We start from the raw sequence: 21,858 nt of genomic DNA on the forward strand, positions 1-21,858 counted from the left end.
TTTAAAGGGAATTAATATGAACAAAGAAAACGTTTTAATCCTTGGAATTGGGTTTATTGCTGGTGTGGGTTTAACTTGGGGATATTTTAGTTTGGCTTCAAGTGACTCAACTCCCGCAAAGGTACAGCATGCTGATACAAAGCAGCAGATCCCTCTTGTTCAGCCAGCTAAAATAAGTGAAGCAACAGCAAAGCGTGTTGTACCAGCTGCGCCTGAGCAAAGTGCTCGCTTAGAGCAAAAAGATATTTCCCCTAAACCAGATCCACAACCCCTTGATGAGCTTCCCCTAGAAGAGCAAGTTACACAGCTTAAGCTTCAATTAGCTCAGCAAAAGTCGGTAATGGAAAGTGTGGTCAAGCAGTTGCGAGCTCCAAATGATGTGCAAGCCGCTTTACAGGCACAGTTTGATGAACAACAACGTGATGAAGAGTGGGCTTATCAAACTGAAACCGCATTACAGGATTTTTTACTTACCGCAGATTTAGCATCGATACCTGATATTGTCAGCGCAGAATGTAAAACATCGGTTTGTAAATTTAAACTTGCAGCGCCAACGGATAACGATTCATTCGATCATACCCAATGGCGAGAGCTAAACGATAAGTTAATGAAGCAAAAGCTTTGGTTGCAATTTAAAAGAACAACCTCGACTTCAAGCGACACCGAACTAACGTTACTAATGGCAACAGAGCTTTAAAGCGCTGTTGACTTTACAGAGCCATCGACCAGCTCTGTAACTAAAACATCACCGGCTTTAATTTGACCCACAGATTTAACCACCTTCCCTTGTTGTGTTTTAGTGATGCTATAACCGCGTGATAAAACATTAAGCGGGCTTACCGAATCTAGCTTACTTGCTTGTAATGCCAGGCTATTATTGGCTTGTTGTAATTGTTGTTGTATAGCTTGGTTTAATCTTGCTTGTAACTGCGACAGCTGATGAGAAGCTTGCGCTAGCTTTTTGTCGGGAGATTGACGCATTAAACGTGGCGTTAAATTATTAAGCGTGCGCTCTTGTTGGTACAACCGGCTTTGCATAGCTTGTTGTAAGGCAATACTTAACTCATCTAATCGCTGCGCTTTTTGATTTAGCTGATTGCGCGGGTGGCATAGATTTAAACGATGTTGCAATTGGGTTGCGAGTGCACGCTTATCTGCAATGCTATGTTTAAATGCATTATTTAAGCGGTTAATAAGCTGGGTTACTTTGCTATGCAACTCTTGCGTGTTAGGACTGACAAGCTCAGCCGCCGCAGAGGGGGTAGGGGCCCGCATATCGGCAACATAATCACTGATTGTGGTGTCTATTTCATGGCCTACGGCACTTATAATAGGTAAATCACTGTTATGAATAGCGCGGGCGAGTTGTTCGTGATTAAAACACCACAGATCTTCAAGTGAACCACCGCCGCGCCCTAAAATAAGTATGTCTACTTCGTTGCGTGCATTGGCTAACTCTATTTGGTTAATCAAATGTATGTGGGCTTCTTTACCTTGCACCATGGCTGGGTAAATAATGACTTCTAATTGCGGTGCGCGGCGTTTAAGTACGGTTAATATATCTTTTATAGCTGCGCCCGTTGCAGAGGTGATTACACCAATACGGTTTATATTTTGCGGCAGTGGTTTTTTGTATGCAGAGCTAAACAGTCCTTCAGCAGCAAGACGCATTTTTAGCGCATCAAACTCTTGCTTGAGTTGGCCTTCGCCTGCCGGTTCCATATGTTCAACAATAAGCTGGTAATCGCCGCGGGGCTCATAAAGTGATACGCGTGCTTTTACTGTTACTTGTGCGCCGTTTTCTGGGCGGTAACTTTGGCTTCGGTTATTACCTCGCCACATAGCCGCTTTAATTTGTGCTTTGTCATCTTTTAACGAAAAATACCAATGCCCAGAAGCTGGCGCAATAAAATTAGAAATTTCACCAGTAAGCACTAATGAAGCAAAGCCTTGCTCAAGTACTGTTCTGATCTCTCTATTAAGGCGCGAGACGGTATAAACCGTTTGCGAAGGCTTTGAAAACATAAAAAACAACCTAAAACTATTTATGAGGCAAGTTATAAGGGAAGTTTATCATAAATATTTGCGAAATATTTGCGAAATATTATTTACGAATGCTTATAACGCTGTTAAAATTTGGCCGCAATTCCTTATCTTAGATCCACATGTGAGAAGTTGCCAAAATGCTTAGAATTGCTAAAGAAGCTCTTACCTTTGATGACGTACTTTTAGTACCAGGTCATTCTACTGTTTTGCCACACACGGCAAATATTTCAACTCGCTTAACGCGTGGTATCAAACTTAACTTGCCGCTTATTTCAGCATCTATGGATACTGTTACAGAAGCTCGTTTAGCTATTGCCCTTGCGCAAGAAGGTGGTCTTGGTTTTATTCATAAAAACATGACTATTGAAGAACAAGCGAAAAACGTACGAAAAGTTAAAACCTACGAAGCGGGTATTGTGTCTTACCCTGTAACAGTGACTGCTGATTTAACAATTGCAGATGCTATGGACCTTGCTGAAGAAAAAGGGTTCTCAGGCTTTCCTGTTACCGACCCAGAAAACACTTTAGTAGGTATTGTTACAAGCCGCGATATGCGTTTTGAGACAAAACTTGAACAGCCAATTTCGACTGTTATGACTAAAAAAGAAAAGCTAGTTACCGTTAAGGAAGGCGCAGCTCGCGAAGAAATTTTAGGTTTAATGCACGAACACCGCATTGAGAAGATTTTAGTTGTTGATGATGCGTTTAAACTTAAAGGCATGATCACCGTAAAAGATTACCAAAAAGCGCAAGATAAACCACATGCATGTAAAGACGAGTTAGGTCGTTTACGTGTAGGTGCTGCGGTAGGCGTTGGTGCGGGTACTGATGAGCGTATTGCTGCACTAGTTGAAGCGGGTGTTGATGTTCTACTTATCGATACTTCTCATGGCCACTCTCAAGGTGTTATTGACCGTGTATCTGCAACTCGTCAGGCTTATCCAGATCTTCAAATTGTAGCGGGTAACGTCGCAACTGCCGAGGGAGCAATAGCGCTAGCTGATGCAGGTGTTGATGCAGTAAAAGTAGGGATCGGCCCTGGTTCTATTTGTACAACCCGTATTGTTACCGGTTGTGGTGTTCCACAAATCACGGCTATTTCAGATGCAGTTGATGGTTTAAAAGGTCGCGACATTCCAGTAATTGCCGATGGTGGTATTCGTTTTTCAGGCGACATTGTGAAAGCGCTTGTTGCGGGTGCATCGTGTGTAATGGTGGGCTCAATGCTCGCAGGTACCGAAGAAGCGCCAGGCGAAGTAGAACTATATCAAGGCCGTTACTACAAATCATACCGTGGTATGGGCAGCTTAGGCGCGATGGATCAAAAAGAAGGTTCATCAGATCGCTACTTCCAAAAATCAAACGAAGCTGACAAGTTAGTCCCTGAAGGTATTGAAGGTCGCGTAGCGTATAAAGGGCCAATAGCGACTATTATTCACCAGCAGGTAGGTGGCCTTCGCAGCGCAATGGGCTTAACGGGTTGTGCAACAATTGAAGAGCTAAACACTAAGCCTCAGTTTGTGCGTGTTACATCTGCAGGTATGGGTGAGTCGCATGTTCATGATGTGCAAATTACCAAAGAAGCACCAAATTACCGCTTAGGTTAAACAACGACTTGAAATTACGGGGCTGGCTTTTACCAGCCCTCTTTAATAGCCACTAAGCAAATTAGTGGAATTTAGCATCTACTTTACGAGATACTCCATGAGCAAAGATATTCACGATTCACGAATTCTCATTTTAGACTTTGGTTCACAATACACTCAGCTAATCGCTCGCCGTATACGCGAAATTGGTGTTTACTGTGAGCTGTGGGCATGGGATGTGACTGAAGAGCAAATTCGCGAGTTTAACCCACAAGGTATTATTCTTTCTGGTGGCCCAGAGTCAACCACACTTGAAAACAGCCCGCGCGCTCCTGAGTATGTGTTTAATGCAGGCGTTCCTGTATTAGGCATTTGTTATGGCATGCAAACAATGGCTACTCAACTTGGTGGTAGTGTTCACAGCTCTGATAAAAAAGAGTTTGGTTATGCGCAAGTTGAAAAGGTAGGCAACTGTGCATTGTTTGATGCAATTGAAGATCATATTACCGATGGTGGCAACGGCGTTTTAGACGTATGGATGAGCCACGGCGATAAAGTAATGGAAGTACCAGCAAGCTTTAGCACAACAGCTAAAACACCAACGTGTCCGCATGCTGCTATGTCTAACGAAGAAAAACGTTTTTACGGCGTACAGTTTCACCCAGAAGTAACGCACACTCATCAAGGGCAACGTTTATTAGAGCGCTTTGCTATTGATATTTGTGATTGTGAAAAACTGTGGACTCCAGCAAAAATTATTGATGATGCCATTGAGCGCATTAAAGAAACCGTTGGCGACGACGAAGTTATTTTAGGCCTATCAGGCGGTGTTGATTCATCGGTTGTTGCTATGCTTATTCATCGTGCCATTGGTGATAGATTAACATGTGTATTTGTTGATAACGGTTTACTTCGTTTAAACGAAGGTCAGCAAGTAATGGACATGTTTGGCAACAAGTTTGGTTTAAACATTGTTAAGGTTGATGCTGAAGATCAATTTTTAGCTGACCTTGCCGGTAAGTCAGATCCAGAAGATAAGCGTAAAGCTATTGGCCACACGTTCATTAATGTATTTGACGAGCAAGCTAAAAAACTTAAGAACGCTAAATGGTTAGGTCAAGGTACCATTTACCCAGACGTTATTGAGTCAGCAGCATCTGCTACAGGTAAAGCACACGTTATTAAATCTCACCACAATGTGGGCGGATTACCAGATGACATGAAAATGGGCCTAGTTGAGCCACTGCGTGAGTTATTTAAAGATGAAGTACGTAAAATTGGTTTAGAGCTAGGTTTACCGTACGACATGCTTTACCGCCACCCATTCCCGGGCCCTGGTTTAGGTGTACGTGTACTTGGTGAAATTAAAAAAGAGTACTGTGATTTACTTCGCCGTGCAGATGCTATTTTCATTGAAGAGCTGCACAAAGCCGAGCTTTACCATAAAGTAAGCCAAGCGTTTACCGTGTTCTTACCAGTTAAATCGGTAGGTGTTATGGGCGATGCCCGTAAGTACGATTGGGTTGTGTCACTGCGCTGTGTTGAAACTATCGACTTTATGACTGCGCGTTGGTCACATTTACCGTATGAGTTTTTGGGTGTGGTTTCTAACCGTATCATTAACGAAATTGATGGTATTTCACGCGTTGTTTACGATATTTCTGGTAAGCCACCGGCAACTATTGAGTGGGAATAATTTACCCTGCATTTAGTTATGTAAATTAAAGTGATAAAAAACGGCGAATTAGCATGCTAATTCGCCGTTTTGTTTATTTAAAAAGCAGTTAAACTAAATGTGTGATTTTTCTCTTTACCTTTAGCGAAACTTCTCTATAATTCGTCGTCATTGCAGGGGCGTAGTTCCAATTGGTAGAACAGCGGTCTCCAAAACCGACGGTTGGGAGTTCGAATCTCTCCGCCCCTGCCATTTCTTCTTTACATCGTATTTATTAATTCTTATATTATCTTACTTCCTCATTTCATCGAGTCGTTATGCATTCACGGTACGCAGCTGTTTTTGATATTGAAAATCTCGAATTAAATACTCATTTTCGACCAGGAAATACTGACCCCCTTAGAAATAATGTTGAAAAAGAATTAACGCCTGCTTCATTTGAATCCCTTGAGCTTTCTAGCCAATTACTTGCAGATATTAATCGTGCAGCAGTGCCTTTAGCTATAAATAGCGTGGTGAAAAGCAAGCACATGCAATTAACGGGTGATCAGCTTGAATTGCCATCCCCACAACTAAGTGCAACCGATAAACGTGCTTTGTGGGCTTTAATAAGTGAACACCTTGATAAACTTTAAACCTGTAAATAACGATGCCTTAGAAGCGCTTATGGCTATTGAAAACGCGTGTCATAGTCATCCTTGGACTTTAAAAACGATGAGTTCATGTATTGGTGGGCGTTATTTTAATTTAGCGGCTTTTGATAGTGACCTACTCGTTGGTTTTTACATTGGTGAAAAAGCAGGGCCAGATTTTACGCTTATGGATATATGCGTGACGCCTGAGCACCAAGGTAAGGGGATTGCTAAGCGGCTATTGAGTAAATTTATAGAGCACGGTGAACAGCAAAATGCCGAAAATTTATTTTTAGAAGTTCGAGAGTCAAATACGCGTGCAATTAAACTTTATGAGCAAGCTGGGTTTATAGAGATGTCGGTACGAAAGAATTATTACCCAAGTGATGATGCAACTAAAAACGGTTTTGAAGATGCTATTTTAATGGGTATGGCATTAAGCTTAGGGTTTATGTAATTCTTTTTAGTTGCAGGCAGCTAACTGTTTTATTTTGAGTTAATAGCCTGCTGTATTGCCACCATTACTGAGTTTATAATTTCATCTCTTTGTGATTTATTGCTACTTTTTAGGTTTTCTTCAAGCTCGCCTGCGCTTTTGTAAACAGCATCAAAGTTAAAACATCCTGCACTGCCTTTAACACTATGCGCAACTGCTTTTAGGCTTTCCCAATCTTGTGCATGGTGAAATGTTTTTATTTGTTCCAAATAACTGGGTAAGTTTGCTAAGTAATTATCAGATATCTGCTGAAATTTTTCACTTTTTAACAAGTCATCCCACTTATTTTGATTATCCTTTTCAAGGTGCAAGTAGCTAACAAGTACGTTTTCGAGGGCATCTTTATCTATTGGTTTTCCAAGCGCTTTGTCGCAGCCAGCTTCTATATAGGTGCCGATATCGTGATTCATTACGTTTGCGGTGAGTGCAATAATGGGACCGTCGTAAGCAGCATGTCGTAGCATTTTGGTGGCTTCAAGCCCACCCATGACGGGCATTTGCATATCCATAATAATGAGTTGATAGTCGTTTACTAGCGCCATTTCTACGGCTTGTGCACCATTATTAGCTATGTCAGGCTCAAGCCCCCAAGTTTGCAACAGTAACTTAATCAGTAGCTGATTATCTGGGTTATCTTCAGCAACCAAAATATTTGCGTCAAAGCTGTTAGTCGCAAATGATAATAGAGGGTCTTTTTCAGGGGTTAATTGTGCATGATCGACAAGCAGCTCAAGCTCGGGTGTTTTGCCTTTTAAGTGGCAAGCAGCACTAATTGAAAATTCACTTCCTTCGCCCACTTCGCTTTCTAGTTTTATGTCGCCACCCAATAAATTTGCCAGATTTTTGGATATACATAATCCTAAACCAGTACCACCAAAGCGACGTGTAGTTGTCGCATCTGCTTGTTCAAACGGTTTAAATACACGAGAAATTTGATGCTCAGACATACCAATACCGGTGTCGGTTATTACAAACTCAATGAGGTTGCTTTTAGCATGATAATGCACACAAATAGAGACATGCCCTTGCTCTGTAAATTTAACGGCGTTGTTGGCCACATTAATTAAAATTTGTTTTAAGCGTGTTACATCCGTGTATATAGTTTGCGGTATTGGTAAGTCAAAAATAATATTAAGTTCTAAACGCTTTTCTTGCGCCAGTGGCGTTATGATTGACTCAATATCATGGACTAACTGCACAACGTTTACAGAGGCTTGCTCCACAGCTAGTTTTTCAGCTTCAATTTTAGATAAATCCAAAATATTGTTAATGAGTTCAAGTAAGTGCTTCGAATTTCGTAAAATAGTACTTAAATGTTGTTTGTCGTTTACTATTTTATCGTTATGTAGCAACTGCTCTGTAAAGCCCATAATAGCGGTGAGAGGGGTTCGTATTTCATGGCTCATGTTTGCTAAAAAACGACTTTTAAGTTGGTTAGCTTGCTCTGCTTGAGTAATTGCGAGTTCAAGTTGGCTATTCATAGACTCAAGCGCTTGAGTTCGGCTTTCCACCTTGTCTTCTAGGTGATGTTTGTATTCTTCGAGTTGTTGTTGATAGTGCCTAATTTGATTAACCATGTGGTTAAAGTCGTTAAACAGTATGCCTACTTCATCATCGGTATGAGCGGGTAAGCTTACTGCTAAGTCACCGTCACCTACTCGGTGACTGGCTGCACCTAATAGCTCTATTGGATTTAACAATAGGTTACGTACAACAACAAATATCAAGATAGGTAACGAGATCACTGAAATAATAACAATCAGACCCGTAATTAGGCTAATGGCTTTGCCCGACTGATGAAGTACCGCTTTGGGAATTGTTGATACGTAATAATAGCCGCCGCTCATTTGTACGGCAAAAATCATACGTTCGATTTTATCAATGCTCGATAACTCAATGGTAGAAAGTGAGCCTATGTCGGCCAAATCGCGAACCTTATTAAGTTCATATTCGCTAATGTACTGGCCTCGTAAATTATAATTAGAGCTAAATAGTATTTTACCGTCTTTGGTCAACAATAAATTGAGCGTATTGTTATAAGGCGCTTCTAAAATACTGGTATTTAAAATTGAAGGCTCAACATTTACAACAATAAACCCCAGTTGTTGTGGACGTTTTAGGTAATAACCCACGCTGTCTATTCGTTGCACAAAATACAGGCTGGTTGTGCCGTCGGGTTTTTGAACCATAAACTGCTGTTGGCTCAAATTGCTTTGTATAACCTGATTAAAAAAGGGGTAGTTTTTAGGCGCTATGGTTAAATTATTTGAATGATAGGCGTCACTTTTACCACTAGCCGACACTAGATTTATACTAATAATGTCAGGGTAGGCTTCGCTGTAACTGGCAAATACATCCATTAGAGCGCCAAGCCTGCGCGTATAATTTCCGTCTAAAAGTGCGTCATTGGCCAAAAAGTCGTTAAGTACCGGAGAGCGAGAAAGTAGCTTAGTGGTAGAGTGGAATGAGTCTATGTAGTTAAACGCTTTTTGTTGTTGCTGCTCAACAAAGCGGCTCATGATTAGATCGGCTTGTTTTTGCGTAGAGTTAGTTACATTAGTTAACGTAAACCCACCTAAAAATAGCAGGGGCAATATAACAAGCGGGGTTATATACCATAATAATCTAATGCTTAACTTACTGGTTTTCATTAACTAACTAATATCCTTGACGCAATCTTTTTATAGTATGCGTTACAAGTTTATTAAACAAGCCTGCGCTTAACTCATCGCTAAAATATAAACTTTAGTTAGAGGTAACTTCCCCTTTATGCGTAGGTTTTAATTACTTAATTAGGTAAAAGTTTTTATTTAGCTTGAGTCAAATTACAAACTAAACGGCCTGAGCTTAAATATTAATAAAAAAGATCAGTTAATAACTAACCATTGATTGTTTAAAAGGCCAAGATCAGCGAAAATAGTCTTTAATTACGATTAACATAACGGATCGCAAACTAGGGGCTAATTTACTCTTGGTTTTGGTGTGTTGAGGTTTCGAGGTTTAGCAGTTTTAGCCTTTAAACGTCTGCACACTTTATGGTGATATTATCCGTATACAAACTATAAGAATTTTTTAATGGCAGACCAAAATCTCCTTAGCGAAATAAATAAACGACGTACTTTTGCAATTATATCTCACCCGGATGCAGGTAAAACCACCATCACCGAAAAAGTACTTTTGTTCGGACAAGCGATTCAAAAAGCCGGTACAGTAAAAGGCCGTGGCTCTAATCAGCATGCAAAGTCTGACTGGATGGAAATGGAAAAAGAGCGTGGTATATCGGTTACTACCTCTGTAATGCAGTTTCCGTATAACAATGCGCTGGTTAATTTACTTGATACCCCTGGACACGAAGACTTCTCAGAAGATACGTACCGTACATTGACCGCGGTAGATTCGTGTTTAATGGTTATTGATGCCGCAAAAGGTGTAGAAGAACGTACCCGTAAGCTAATGGAAGTTACGCGCCTACGTACCACGCCAATTGTAACCTTTATGAATAAGTGTGACCGTGATATTCGTGACCCAATGGAACTACTTGATGAAGTAGAAACAGAGCTCAATATTGCCTGTGCGCCTATCACTTGGCCAATTGGTTGTGGTAAAGAGTTTAAAGGTGTTTATCACATTCATAATGACGAAGCGGTTTTATACAAAACAGGCCAAGGTCATACAATTCAGGAAGTTCGCACTGTTAAAGGCCTTGATAACCCAGAGCTAGATATCGCCATTGGTGAAGAACTCGCTGAACAACTGCGTGAAGAACTAGAGCTTGTTATAGGGGCTTCAAACGAGTTTGACCTTGAACTATTTTTAGCAGGTGAGCTTTCGCCAGTATACTTTGGTACCGCCCTTGGTAACTTTGGTGTAGACCATGTACTTGATGGTTTAACACAGTGGGCGCCAACGCCACTACCGCGTGAAACAGAAGACCGCCAAGTAATCGCAACGGAAGAGAACTTTACTGGTTTTGTATTTAAAATACAGGCTAACATGGATCCAAAACACCGTGACCGTATTGCCTTTATGCGTATTGTGTCGGGTAAATACAGTCAAGGCATGAAGATGAATCATGTACGCCTTGGTAAACAGGTGAGTATTTCAGATGCAGTAACCTTTATGGCAGGCGATCGTGAGCGTGCAGCAGATGCATTCGCAGGCGATATTATAGGCCTACATAACCACGGTACAATCCAAATTGGTGATACCTTTACGCAAGGCGAAAAGCTTAAGTTTAGCGGTATTCCTAACTTTGCGCCTGAGCTATTTCGTCGTATTCGTTTGCGTGATCCGCTTAAACAAAAGCAGCTATTAAAAGGCTTAGTACAGCTTTCTGAAGAAGGTGCGGTACAAGTATTTAGACCGCTCATTAATAACGACTTAATTGTAGGCGCGGTAGGTGTACTACAGTTTGACGTAGTTGTAGCGCGCTTAAAAGCTGAGTACAACGTAGATGCAATTTACGAAGGTGTAAACGTAAATACAGCGCGCTGGGTAAGCTCAACTGACGTTAAAAAGTTTGAAGAGTTTAAACGTAAGTGCGAAAGCAACTTAGCACTTGATGGTGGCGATAACTTAACTTACATAGCACCGAGCCGTGTAAACCTTAATTTATCGATAGAGCGTTACCCAGAAGTAACCTTTAACCACACGCGCGAAAACTAGAATTGACTGACTAAAGTTAACTGAAAGCCTGCTATGGCGGGCTTACAAAGGTAAATAATATAATGAACATTCGTACTATTTTAGTAGAAAAAGCCATTGCCGCCATGACCGCAGCAGGCCTACCAGAAGACACAAACCCAGCGGTTACACAAAGCACACGCCCACAATTTGGTGACTACCAAATTAATGGTGCAATGGGCGCCGCTAAAAAAATGAAAAGCAACCCACGTGAGCTTGCGCAAAAAATTATTGATAACCTAGATGTAACCGACATTGCAGAAAAAACTGAAATTGCCGGCCCGGGTTTTATTAATATTCATTTAAAGCCGGAGTTTTTAGCCAACAGTGTTAAAGCAGCAAACAGCGATGCAAAACTGGCTGTAAACGAGCACGCTAATCCGCAAACTGTTGTTGTAGATTACTCATCACCTAACCTTGCAAAAGAAATGCACGTAGGTCATTTACGTTCAACCATTATTGGTGATGCCATTGTGCGTGCGCTTGAATTTAGAGGCGACAAAGTCATTCGTCAAAACCACATGGGCGATTGGGGCACACAATTTGGTATGCTAATTGCGCATTTAGAAGATCAAATTAGCCAAGGCGTAGACTTAGAGTCGGTAGCGCTTGCTGATTTAGAAACGTTTTACCGCGATGCTAAAAAACGTTTTGACGATGAAGAAGGCTTTGCCGATAAAGCCCGTGATTACGTAGTTAAACTACAAGGCGGCGACGCGCACTGTGAAAAGCTATGGAAGCTATTTATAGCGACCTCAGTTAAACACTCTGAAGAAGTTTACAAACGCTTAAACGTAACGCTTACTCAAGCTGATATTATGGCTGAAAGTGCTTATAATAGTGAGCTTAACGACATTATTAGCTTATTAAAAGATAAAAACATAGCGGTAGAGTCGCAAGGCGCACAGGTTGTGTTTTTAGATGAACTTGCAAATAAAGATGGCGAGCCATCGGCGTTTATCGTGCAAAAATCAGGTGGTGGCTTTTTATATGCAACCACCGATTTAGCCGCGTGTGATTACCGCTCAAATAAATTGGGTGCTGAACGTATTTTAATATTTGTTGATGCACGCCAAAGCCTTCACTTTAATCAAGTAGAGCTTACAGCACGAAAAGCTGGCCTTTTACGCGATGAAACAAGCTACGAGTTTTGCCCGTTTGGCACCATGATGGGCGCCGATGGTAAACCATTTAAAACCCGTACAGGTGGCACTGTTAAGCTTGCCGACTTACTTGAAGAGTCGATTAGTCGTGCAGCAACAAAACTTGCTGAGCGTGAATCTGATTTATCGGATCATGAACGTAGCGAAATTGCCCGTAAAGTAGGTATTGGCGCCGTTAAATATGCTGATCTTTCTAAACATCGTACCAGCGATTACATATTCAACTGGGACAGCATGTTAAGCTTTGAAGGCGCGACAGCACCTTACTTACAATATGCTTATACCCGTGTACGCAGTATTTTCCGTAAATCAGGTGTCGATGCCGCTACGCTAAATGCTGATGTAGCCATAGCCGAGCCGCAAGAAAAAGCACTCGCGCTTAAACTACTGCAGCTTGAAGAAGTGCTTGATTTAATGATCTCAGAGGCTACTCCTCACGTATTATGTGGGTACTTGTACGAGCTTGCTAGCCTATACATGACGTTCTACGAAGCCTGCCCAGTACTCAAAGAAGGGGTAGAGCCAAGCGTACGTGACAGCCGTTTAGTGTTGTGTAATTTAGTGGCAGATACGCTAAAAACAGGATTGGATTTGTTAGGCATTGAAGTCATGGAGCAAATGTAATCACCGTCGTATTTTAACCTAATACTGCGTTATCCACCCCGACTTACCCTAATCACATACAAATCGTATGCTCATAGGGATAAGTAGGGGTGAATGCCTTGTCTTAGGCTAAACTACTTAGGTGAACCTTCTGTTTCGTGTAGTTCGCTTTGACTACGTTGTCGTGCTTTTTTAGCCTAAGTCATATACTAATTGTATGCTCCTTGGCATAAAAAAGCACTTCGCCTTGTCAGCACTCCTACACTTGCAGATGATTTTAGGCTTTACTTGATTAACTCTTGTAAGTTAATCAATTTTGTAGCTGATAGCACCGTAGGTTGAGTAGAGTGAAACGAAACCCAACACTAAACTAACATTAAACAAAACATTTTTATTTTTGCTCTTAAAACGATTAACAGCCTGACCTTAACTTACCCACATACGCTTTAATAAACAGAGAAGGATTTGTTTATGAAACTCGAAGACATCCGCCGTGAATACCTGCAAGACGCGCTAAGCGAAGATAACTTGCAAGATGATCCATTCAAACAATTTGAAACGTGGCTTGAGCATGCTGTGGGCAGTAATATCCCAGACCCAACGGCCATGGTGGTCGCTACGGTTGATGAAACCGGGCAACCTTCACAGCGTATTGTATTGTTAAAACATTTAGACGATAACGGGTTTGTATTTTTTACTAATACCGGCTCACGTAAAGCACAAGAGCTAAAAGGCAATAACAAAATATCGCTGCACTTTCCGTGGCACCATATGGAGCGCCAAGTGATTGTATACGGCGAGGCAAACCCATTACCTACATCAGCCGTGGCAAAATACTTTTTATCGCGTCCTAAAGAAAGCCAATTAGCAGCATGGGCGTCGCAACAAAGCAGGCCAGTGTCGTCGCGAAAAGTACTTATGGAAACCTTTGCTAATATGAAGAGCAAGTTTGCTAAAGGTGAAATCCCATTGCCTGATTTTTGGGGCGGTTACTGTGTAGTGCCTACTAAAATTGAGTTTTGGCAGGGTGGTGCACACCGTTTACATGACCGTTTTATGTACCAGCGCCAAGCAGATAACAGCTGGCAAGTTACACGCTTAAACCCTTAATAAAGTGATGATTAAGTAACCGTGCAATTTATTGACTCTCATTGCCATCTCGACTTTAGCGAGTTTGATTCAATTCGTGAATCGCTCATAAACGAGTGTATAGCAAAGGGAGTCAATCAGTTTGTTGTACCGGGTATTACGCTCGCCCAATCGCATACTCTTATCAAACTCAAAGCTACTTTTCCAAGTATAAAAATAGCTGCGGGGTTACATCCTTACTTTTTAGATCAACATAAAGAATCGCACATAGAAGCACTTTTTGAGTTCGGGGTTGCAAATAAGCATCATTTAATAGCTATAGGTGAGTGTGGGCTTGATAGAAGTATCGAAGACCTTGCAAAACAAACGAGTTTGTTTGAGCAGCAAATAAAAATTGCTAATGAGCTAAATTTGCCGCTTATTGTGCATCATCGGCAAAGTCATGATTTAATTGCGCAATCGTTTAAACGCTGTAAGCCAAAATATGGTGGAGTGATACATGCGTTTTCTGGCTCACTACAGCAAGCACAGTATTATATTAAACAGGGTTTTAAATTAGGCGTGGGTGGGGTTATAACTTACGAGCGCGCAGCTAAAACCCGTAATGTAATTACTCAAATTGAACCTCAGCACTTAGTGCTCGAAACCGATTCGCCCTCAATGCCACTAAATGGTCATCAAGGTGAGATTAATACGCCGCTTCATATCCCTAATGTGTTCAACGCTCTGTGTAGTTTAAAACAAAGTAGCGATAAAGAGGTGTTAGCTAAAATGCTCTACGACTCTTGCTCTGAGGTTTTTCGTATATAGCGGTTTACTTGCCAACGCTTTAAGCCACGGCCCAATTGCCATGTAAAAATACATGCAATAACTAGCATTAATAAAACCTGACGACCCAAATCATGAAAATGGCTGTGGCTATCTGAAATAGCAGCTCGTGTTAAATAGGTTACCGAAACAAACCCTAGAGGGCGATCATCATCGCTTATAACGGGTTCAACAAATGGTGTTTTAAGTTTACTTATTCCTGGAGTCGATTCTGGAAGTTGACCTAAAATATGGTGTGACTGCCAATTATCACTGCTGGCGACTAAAATCCCCTGATGATCATAAATGGTAGCCGACAGTACAAATTCGTCTTTAGCTATGTCGTTACAAATAGTGTTTAACTGAGGTTTGTTTTTTTCTATCAGTGGTGTTTTAACATTTAAAGCCATAAATTGAGTTAAGCTTTGTGCTGTGTTGTCGGCGCTATCATATAATAACTGATGGCTTTGAAAGCTACTATTTACACCTACCCAACTAAGCAATACAAAACAGCCAGCAGCTAATAATAACCGTAAAAGTCGTTTTTTCTGTGATGCTGATATTGGATTTTTAAGATGGTTATTTTTCATAGTCACCGTATATGCTACTGACAGAATTTTGATTTGATGTTACAACTACTACTATAACCTTAAATTAACCCCGATGGCGAATTTAGCATTCATATTACCGCTTCAATTCGTTTTATATCAGTGGAATAAAAATAAACACGGAGATCCCATGTCGCAAATCAGCATGGCACAGCTTACTTCTCAGCAATCATTGTCAATGTTAACGCTCAATCAATGGTTTGCTCATAACAACGGGATTTTTACACTATTTGATGGTGTTCCAAATACACAAGAAGGGTTGTTTAGTATTGCATTTGCAGGTGATTTTAATGCGACAAGTATAGATACGTTTATTCAGTTTTTAGCTCACCACGGGCAAACGGTCACAGCATTATGCCAATACCAGCCTGATTTGGGCTTATCTCCAGCACTGTGTTTTTATACTCAAAATACAACGCAATCTATTAATCCATTAACGCTTAAAGCGTTTTCAGAAACACTAGAGTGCCAATTAGTACAAATTAATACACCGCCTAACCTTTACGAGCCGGGTTTGTTAGTGATGGATATGGATTCAACAGCGATTACTATTGAATGTATTGATGAAATAGCACGCTTAGCAAATGTGTACGATGATGTGGCATCTGTAACAGCCCTCGCAATGGCAGGTAAACTCGATTTTAGTGAAAGCTTAAATCAACGCGTAGGTAAGCTTAAAGGCATTGAAAAAAAACTTATTGAAGAATTAAAAAATACCTTGCCACTAATGCCGGGCATAAAAGCCTTGTGCCAAGTACTAAAACATCACAATTGGTATTTAGCAATTGCATCGGGCGGTTTTGTGCCATTTGCAGAGCGTGTTCAGGAGCTAATTAATTTAGATGAAGTACATGCAAATGTGCTTGAATTTAAAGATGATAAATTAACTGGTAAGGTACTTGGTACGATTGTGGATGCACAGCAAAAAGCGGTTATTTTAGAGTCTTTGCAAGCTAAGCTCGGACTTGAAAAAATACAAACAGTGGCGATTGGCGATGGTGCAAATGATCTCGTTATGATGGCAAAGGCTGGGCTTGGGGTTGCTGTTCATGGTAAACCAAAAGTAGTTGAGCAAGCGCAAGCAGCTATTTGTAAAGGCTCATTATTACAGTTACTTTATATGCTTGCTATTCCGTTAAACAAAAAATAACGATGGCATATTAGCGTTAAACCGCTTAGCGAGAGCGGTTTAACCAAAGCAGTTTACGACGGCCCATTTGGTCAACCTTTTGTTGATCTAACTCAAAATGACTTAAAGCTTCTTCAGTAATATCAACCACATCACCCACACCTGTTACCGACCATAAAGCTTCTTCCAACTCTTTAGCTTTATGTAACGCGTATTGACTCACATAGCTAAGCTCGTTGGATAGGTAATCTGTATCTGGGCGACCAGTACGTGAAATATATAGTCGCATAACAAATATAATTTGAGACTTAATTCCCTTGCTAATTTGTTCATTAAAGCTGCTGTAATCTTCACCTAATATACACTGGCTTTGAATAGCTTCGGTGACTTTATCTTGTCGAGGATCAAAATTGATTGCCAGTGTAAACGCAAGTGGCGGATCTTGTCTGCTGCGATCTTTTATATTTGGGGTGATCACATTTAAAATTTGCTCGTTAGTTATTATACTCGACACGTCTGTTTTATTGCTCAGTAAACCAAAGTTTTGTAAAAGTACATGCAGCGGGCTTGAATATAAACCATAACCAATTGCACCCACTTTAAAATGTGCCGCTTCTTTGTGTAAATACAGCGGAAATTGGCAAACGCTTTTTGTTACCATGTTTCTAAGTGCTGTAGAAAGCCCTTCAATTTTAGGAGCCTCTTCACTTACCTTTAATTTGTCTTTGTTATTTTCAATCAATTGTGTAAAAAAACTAACGCCAGCATGGGGTAAGTCAGCCACTCTATTGGCTTTTAAGTTAACAGTGGTCAGTGACTTACTGATAGCCATAACCTCGTACTTGAGTTCGTTTAATGCATGCTTTTTAGTTATTTTTTGTAAATCAGGGAATGTTAAAAAGACAATGTCGCCTTTTTTAAAGCTAACAGGCTGATCGCACTCTAGTTGTAGTCCCATGACTGAAAAATCGCGTGTATGTCCACTCAATACCGTATCATTTATATGTAATTTAACGTCGGTTTTATATAAATAGCGTTTATGCGAGCGTAAATTTACATACTCAAGCGCAACAATGTCTAAATAGGGAGCCGTTTTATGTTTGGCATGCCCAAAAAGTTTAAGCTGATTGACCAAAGCTTTATCGTAAGTTACTTGTTTATAACGCGATTGCTCAACGCTATTACCTATACTAGTTAGTACAACAATATATTTTACGTCTTTAACTAATCCTTCAACGCGAGGCGAAGGAGGTTTGTTAAGTTTTTCAATCTTACTACCAGCAGAATTTGGCAGTGAAAGTGGTATGTAAGCATCATCAGGATGACTCGGCATTATTTGAATTTTAAAGCATTGCCAGCTTTCTTTTTGACTACCAAACCCTAAAAATAAATCACGTAGTTTGGCATTATTGTTTAATTCAGTGCGGGTTGCTGAATAGTAATAAATCTTTCCAGAGGACACATGTGTAAAGGTGTACAGGTAATCTTCTTTAACTGCTGTTGGTTGTGTTAATAACCCACTGACCCGTTTATGGTTAAGCACGTTGTATAAGCAAGGTACACTTCTTTCATCGGTAAAGTAGCGCTGAATAAAAATATTATTTTCGGTTGTTAGGCTTAAACTAGGATAATACTGATCGTCTTTTTTACTTAAAAACACATACAATGAAGTAACACGAGGTATGTAATATTGCTCATAACCTTTTGATACAACCGCATCGAGTGTGTTATCTAAATTAACTTTGTAGCGGCGTTTATTTCCGTGAATAAAGCTTTCTAAAAAGTTATCAAAGGCTTCATTATTTTCAACGTAAGTTCGCTTTAAACGAATATGATTAAATTCACGTGAGATATTCTCAACGGCAACTACTTCATATTGAATGCCATTTTTTAAACCCAGTTCAAAGTCTTGCTCTAGACCCACCAAACGCATTGCTATTAGTTGGCCTTTTCTGATTATGTTTCGCTTTGCCAGCTTTATTTTACAGCCGCTCAAGGAAATATCAGAGGTACTTGCTTTAATATTTTTCTTATCGTTATATTCAATAGTAACTTTTATTGAATAATTCATTCTTTCTTCTGCACGGCTTTCGTAAGATGCAAATTTAATAACACTGGTATTTAGTAAATCTTCTTGCTCTTGCTTATTCCCTTTTTCGGCGGCTTCTTTTTGCATTACGCGGTGATTATTTTCCGTATTCATAACCGCTTCGTAAACAGCAAGTGTGTATTTACCATGCTGTTTTAATGCGCTTTCAAACACTTCAATGGCCGTTTCATCCATAAAGTGCTGTTTACCATTATGTTCGTAAGGTTTTACTTGTCCTGTAACTAAACCGCGTAGATCAATAAAGCGCTCGACAGGCTGAGAAAGGCGCGACATTTCCATTTTAATTAAAAACTGTTCAGGCTTCGTAAGCTCTGCTGTTTTTGATTTAAAAATTAGGTCAAACTTGGCGTTGCCTAAATATTGTTTTAGCTCATTAACGAGGGACTCGTGTTTGAGCATGATGTCATCAGCCATTTATAAAACCATCACCGTCTCTTTGAAAAAGTAGGTATACTATTAAATCCATTTATTAGAAATTCAATAAACGTGAACCGTGCTATGTTGTTAATATAGGTACGGTTTTGGAGCAACTACCATTTAGTTTTTGTTATTATGTGTTATGTGCCATTTTATTGGCAAGTTACTTTTATTCAATTTTAAAGCAAAAACTATGCCCTAAGATATATAAAGGTAAAACAGTTAATTAGGTAATGATTGTGGCTTAAGAAATTTGCACAGGCAAGCTATGTTGCTATGTAAATAGATGAAATGGCAAAATAACAACAAAACAGTACGCATTTTTAAATTCAATGATTAATAAATAAGGTTATTAATGGCTAAAGCGGCAAAAGTAGAGTTTGTTTGTACAGAGTGTGGCATGAACTATCAACGTTGGCAGGGGCAATGTCGTTGCGGTGCGTGGAATACATTAGCTGAATTTAAACCTTCAGCAGGGCAAAGTAAAAAAGCTACTGCACGCTCAAGTGTTGGCGGGTATGCCGGAGGTATTGGTGGTGGTTCTAAAAAAATTAATGACATAGCGACCGTTGAAGCCGAAAAACAACTCACAGAAATAGGCGAGCTTGACCGTGTTTTAAGTGGTGGTGTTACTACGGGTTCTGTAAATATTATTTCGGGCGATCCGGGGGCGGGTAAAACAACGCTTTTATCTGACTTGGTGGCAAGAATGTCAAAGCGTATGCCATCTCTTTACTGTACCGCTGAGGAATCTTTGTCGCAGTTTAAAAATCGTGTTAACCGCTTAAAGTTAGACTATAACGCCGATGAGCTTTATTTGCTTTCAGAAACCAGCGTTGAGACCATTATTGAAGAGCTTGATAAAAATAAAATAAAGTTTGCAGTCATCGACTCCATTCAAGCCGTTGTTACAGACACTGCAAATGGCAGTCCAGGCTCTCCTTCGCAAGTTAAAAGTGCTGCTCAAGCATTAACTCAATATTGTAAGCAGAATGATGTGACCATGTTTATTATTGCTCACGTGAATAAAAATAACGAAATTGCAGGCCCGCAAACCTTGGTGCATATTGTTGATGCGCTATTACACATAGACACCAATGATGGACAAATACGTACCCTACGTGCCAATAAAAACCGCTTTGGTGACATTGATACTGTGGGTATTTTTAAAATGTGTGAACGTGGAATGTTAAGCGTAGACAACCCGAGTGAGATATTTTTATCGGGCTCGACGACTGAATCCCCGGGGTCGTCTATTACCTGTATCCGTAAAGGTAATCGGAATCTATTGCTTGAAATACAATGTTTAACAACAGAAACCGAGGCTGAATTTCCACAGCGTGTTTGTGTAGGTTTAAATATGAACCGAATAAAAATGCTCACAGGTATTTTACGTAAACATACAAAAACAAAAATATTTCACGACACCTTTTTTAATATTGTGGGTGGTTTAAAAATTGATGAATCAGAAACCTGTATAGATTTAGCCCTTGTTACTGCGTTACTAAGTAGTTTGAACGAATTTGTTGTGCCTCGAACCACTTGTATTATGGGGGAGTTGAGTTTAAACGGTGATGTGCGCCCAATAGACAGCGGCGTACCACGAGTTAAAGAAGCTGCGCAGCATGGTTTTACAGAAATATTTATCCCGTTTCGTAACTACCATAAATCAATGGAAGGCCTAGGCGCTAAAATAATTCCAGTAAAAACGGTACATGAGTTATTGAGCCTGATTAATTAACGCTTACAGCGACTGGTATGCAATGTTACTCTTGGGTTAATACAATTTTTATAAAAAATAGAATAAGGAAATAACATGAAAAAGTTAATTATAGCTGCAGCGATTATTGCCGCAGGTGTTGGCGGCGTTAGCTATGCTAACTATGTTGCAACCCAAGAGGTTCGTGTTGAAGTAGACAAGCAGCTGGCCATGGTGAGTGAGCAAACGGGTGCAACATTTAAATATGCTGGCTTATCTGCAAGTGTTATTTCAAAAAGTGTTGAAATTACAAGTATGGAAGTAATAAGCCCTGAGGGCGAGAGTGTAGCCAACGTTCAAAGTATTGAAGTTAAAGGCTACGAAACCGATAAAATTTCGCCGCATACATCGCTTGATGTAAAAAATCTGACACTCAGTAAAGACTTTATTGCCACACTGCCTGCTGACACAAATGCCATATTAGCATCAGCAAGTTACAATCTGCATTCATCTTTAGATTATAATGAAGAGTCTGGTGAAAGCGATATGGTTGTAAAGCTCAATGCTAAAGATGTGATCAGTTTTAATATGGACATAGGGCTAGCTAATTCTAAACCGCTTATGGATACGTCGCTTGCGATGAGCAAAGAACAAAAGCAAGCGGGTGATACCCCTCTAACTTATGAGCAGCAACTGCAACAGCAAACACGTATGATGCAAGCAATGAGCAAGCTAGAACCCCGTAACGCAAGCTTTGTTATAAATAACCAAGGTAAACTTAAAGAGTTATTAGAAAGTGAGCTTTCAAAGCAAGGTATGACTATTGAGCAAATGCAAGCAATGCTAGCCCAGCAGTTAGAGCAAGCGCCTGTAACTGAAGAAATAGCGAATGCGTTAACCAGCTTTGCCAGCGGTTTAAATTCGTTAACTGTTTCAGCAAAATTGCCTGAAGGCCAAACTATGATGGAAGTTAACCAGCAATTAATGATGCTAGCTGGTAAGCCAGAGGAACTGGTTAAGTTTATAAATTTAGAAGTTAAAGGCGACTAATCACGATAAGTCGTTAAATCATAATTTAAAAAGCCGCACTTGTTTAATCAAATGCGGCTTTTATT

General features: G+C 40.2%; 16 protein-coding genes and 1 tRNA gene. 13 read left to right on the top strand and 4 right to left on the bottom strand.

The window, feature by feature from the left end; all coding sequences use genetic code 11:
* Positions 1-16 precede the first annotated feature (16 nt).
* The gene (locus PMAN_RS02265; protein ID WP_010555812.1) at positions 17-697 is read left to right on the top strand and encodes a hypothetical protein; all 681 of its coding nucleotides are present in this window, start codon (positions 17-19) and stop codon (positions 695-697) included.
* On the opposite strand, the gene xseA is transcribed toward PMAN_RS02265, so the two are convergent.
* On the bottom strand, positions 694-2,025 hold the full coding sequence (xseA, locus tag PMAN_RS02270; protein ID WP_010555813.1) for an exodeoxyribonuclease VII large subunit: 1,332 nt from the start codon (positions 2,023-2,025) through the stop codon (positions 694-696). The genes PMAN_RS02265 and xseA overlap by 4 nt on opposite strands.
* A gap of 158 nt (positions 2,026-2,183) precedes the next feature.
* On the opposite strand from xseA, the gene guaB reads away from it, so the two are divergent.
* The 5 genes from guaB (at position 2,184) to rimI (ending at position 6,396) form a co-directional block, all read left to right on the top strand.
* Positions 2,184-3,653, top strand: a complete 1,470-nt coding sequence (gene guaB, locus PMAN_RS02275) for an IMP dehydrogenase (RefSeq protein ID WP_008130378.1) — start codon at positions 2,184-2,186, stop codon at positions 3,651-3,653.
* 97 nt (positions 3,654-3,750) lie between these two features.
* Positions 3,751-5,328 (top strand): glutamine-hydrolyzing GMP synthase, encoded by a 1,578-nt coding sequence (guaA, locus tag PMAN_RS02280; RefSeq protein ID WP_010555814.1) that lies wholly within the window; start codon positions 3,751-3,753, stop codon positions 5,326-5,328.
* A 154-nt stretch (positions 5,329-5,482) separates the two neighbouring features.
* Positions 5,483-5,559, top strand: a tRNA-Trp gene (locus PMAN_RS02285).
* Between the two features lie 65 nt (positions 5,560-5,624).
* On the top strand, positions 5,625-5,942 hold the full coding sequence (locus PMAN_RS02290; protein WP_010555815.1) for a hypothetical protein: 318 nt from the start codon (positions 5,625-5,627) through the stop codon (positions 5,940-5,942).
* Positions 5,929-6,396 carry a ribosomal protein S18-alanine N-acetyltransferase gene (gene rimI / locus PMAN_RS02295; RefSeq protein WP_010555816.1) on the top strand — a complete coding sequence of 156 codons (468 nt, stop codon included), beginning with the start codon at positions 5,929-5,931 and terminating at the stop codon, positions 6,394-6,396. Before PMAN_RS02290 ends, rimI begins: the two co-directional genes overlap by 14 nt.
* Positions 6,397-6,425: 29 nt before the next feature.
* Here rimI and PMAN_RS02300 read toward each other — a convergent pair whose 3' ends face one another.
* Positions 6,426-9,086 (bottom strand): hybrid sensor histidine kinase/response regulator, encoded by a 2,661-nt coding sequence (locus PMAN_RS02300; RefSeq protein ID WP_010555817.1) that lies wholly within the window; start codon positions 9,084-9,086, stop codon positions 6,426-6,428.
* Positions 9,087-9,510: 424 nt separating this feature from the next.
* Here PMAN_RS02300 and prfC point away from each other — a divergent pair, with 424 nt between their 5' ends.
* The 4 genes from prfC (at position 9,511) to PMAN_RS02320 (ending at position 14,783) form a co-directional block, all read left to right on the top strand.
* The gene (gene prfC / locus PMAN_RS02305) at positions 9,511-11,100 is read left to right on the top strand and encodes a peptide chain release factor 3 (protein WP_010555818.1); all 1,590 of its coding nucleotides are present in this window, start codon (positions 9,511-9,513) and stop codon (positions 11,098-11,100) included.
* A gap of 62 nt (positions 11,101-11,162) precedes the next feature.
* Entirely contained in the window at positions 11,163-12,905 is a 1,743-nt protein-coding gene (argS, locus tag PMAN_RS02310; RefSeq protein WP_010555819.1) for an arginine--tRNA ligase, read from the top strand.
* Between the two features lie 450 nt (positions 12,906-13,355).
* Positions 13,356-13,994 carry a pyridoxamine 5'-phosphate oxidase gene (gene pdxH / locus PMAN_RS02315; protein WP_010555820.1) on the top strand — a complete coding sequence of 213 codons (639 nt, stop codon included), beginning with the start codon at positions 13,356-13,358 and terminating at the stop codon, positions 13,992-13,994.
* A gap of 21 nt (positions 13,995-14,015) precedes the next feature.
* Positions 14,016-14,783, top strand: coding sequence for a TatD family hydrolase (locus PMAN_RS02320; protein ID WP_010555821.1), 768 nt, complete (start codon positions 14,016-14,018; stop codon positions 14,781-14,783).
* Here the strand turns inward: PMAN_RS02320 and PMAN_RS02325 are convergent.
* The gene (locus PMAN_RS02325; RefSeq protein ID WP_006791934.1) at positions 14,750-15,370 is read right to left on the bottom strand and encodes an AhpA/YtjB family protein; all 621 of its coding nucleotides are present in this window, start codon (positions 15,368-15,370) and stop codon (positions 14,750-14,752) included. The genes PMAN_RS02320 and PMAN_RS02325 overlap by 34 nt on opposite strands.
* Positions 15,371-15,518: 148 nt before the next feature.
* On the opposite strand from PMAN_RS02325, the gene serB reads away from it, so the two are divergent.
* Positions 15,519-16,538, top strand: coding sequence for a phosphoserine phosphatase SerB (gene serB, locus PMAN_RS02330; RefSeq protein ID WP_010555822.1), 1,020 nt, complete (start codon positions 15,519-15,521; stop codon positions 16,536-16,538).
* A 25-nt stretch (positions 16,539-16,563) separates the two neighbouring features.
* Here serB and PMAN_RS02335 read toward each other — a convergent pair whose 3' ends face one another.
* Positions 16,564-19,041: a PilZ domain-containing protein gene (locus PMAN_RS02335; RefSeq protein ID WP_010555823.1), complete on the bottom strand. Its 2,478-nt coding sequence runs from the start codon at positions 19,039-19,041 to the stop codon at positions 16,564-16,566.
* A gap of 358 nt (positions 19,042-19,399) precedes the next feature.
* Between PMAN_RS02335 and radA the strand changes: the two genes are divergently transcribed.
* Both radA and PMAN_RS02345 read left to right on the top strand, forming a co-directional pair.
* Positions 19,400-20,785 (top strand): DNA repair protein RadA, encoded by a 1,386-nt coding sequence (gene radA / locus PMAN_RS02340; RefSeq protein WP_010555824.1) that lies wholly within the window; start codon positions 19,400-19,402, stop codon positions 20,783-20,785.
* A 75-nt stretch (positions 20,786-20,860) separates the two neighbouring features.
* Entirely contained in the window at positions 20,861-21,793 is a 933-nt protein-coding gene (locus PMAN_RS02345) for a hypothetical protein (protein WP_010555825.1), read from the top strand.
* The last annotated feature ends 65 nt before the right edge of the window (positions 21,794-21,858 follow it).

It is taken from the genome of Pseudoalteromonas marina (assembly GCF_000238335.3).
In the GTDB taxonomy this organism is placed as follows: domain Bacteria; phylum Pseudomonadota; class Gammaproteobacteria; order Enterobacterales; family Alteromonadaceae; genus Pseudoalteromonas; species Pseudoalteromonas marina.

Bases quoted from the DNA above. Each gene is read 5' to 3' on its own strand.
- PMAN_RS02265 (WP_010555812.1), top strand. From the start codon at position 17: ATGAACAAAGAAAACGTTTTAATCCTTGGAATTGGGTTTATTGCTGGT.
- xseA (WP_010555813.1), bottom strand. From the start codon at position 2,025: ATGTTTTCAAAGCCTTCGCAAACGGTTTATACCGTCTCGCGCCTTAAT.
- guaB (WP_008130378.1), top strand. From the start codon at position 2,184: ATGCTTAGAATTGCTAAAGAAGCTCTTACCTTTGATGACGTACTTTTA.
- guaA (WP_010555814.1), top strand. From the start codon at position 3,751: ATGAGCAAAGATATTCACGATTCACGAATTCTCATTTTAGACTTTGGT.
- PMAN_RS02290 (WP_010555815.1), top strand. From the start codon at position 5,625: ATGCATTCACGGTACGCAGCTGTTTTTGATATTGAAAATCTCGAATTA.
- PMAN_RS02300 (WP_010555817.1), bottom strand. From the start codon at position 9,086: ATGAAAACCAGTAAGTTAAGCATTAGATTATTATGGTATATAACCCCG.
- prfC (WP_010555818.1), top strand. From the start codon at position 9,511: ATGGCAGACCAAAATCTCCTTAGCGAAATAAATAAACGACGTACTTTT.
- argS (WP_010555819.1), top strand. From the start codon at position 11,163: ATGAACATTCGTACTATTTTAGTAGAAAAAGCCATTGCCGCCATGACC.
- pdxH (WP_010555820.1), top strand. From the start codon at position 13,356: ATGAAACTCGAAGACATCCGCCGTGAATACCTGCAAGACGCGCTAAGC.
- PMAN_RS02325 (WP_006791934.1), bottom strand. From the start codon at position 15,370: ATGAAAAATAACCATCTTAAAAATCCAATATCAGCATCACAGAAAAAA.
- serB (WP_010555822.1), top strand. From the start codon at position 15,519: ATGTCGCAAATCAGCATGGCACAGCTTACTTCTCAGCAATCATTGTCA.
- PMAN_RS02335 (WP_010555823.1), bottom strand. From the start codon at position 19,041: ATGGCTGATGACATCATGCTCAAACACGAGTCCCTCGTTAATGAGCTA.
- radA (WP_010555824.1), top strand. From the start codon at position 19,400: ATGGCTAAAGCGGCAAAAGTAGAGTTTGTTTGTACAGAGTGTGGCATG.
- PMAN_RS02345 (WP_010555825.1), top strand. From the start codon at position 20,861: ATGAAAAAGTTAATTATAGCTGCAGCGATTATTGCCGCAGGTGTTGGC.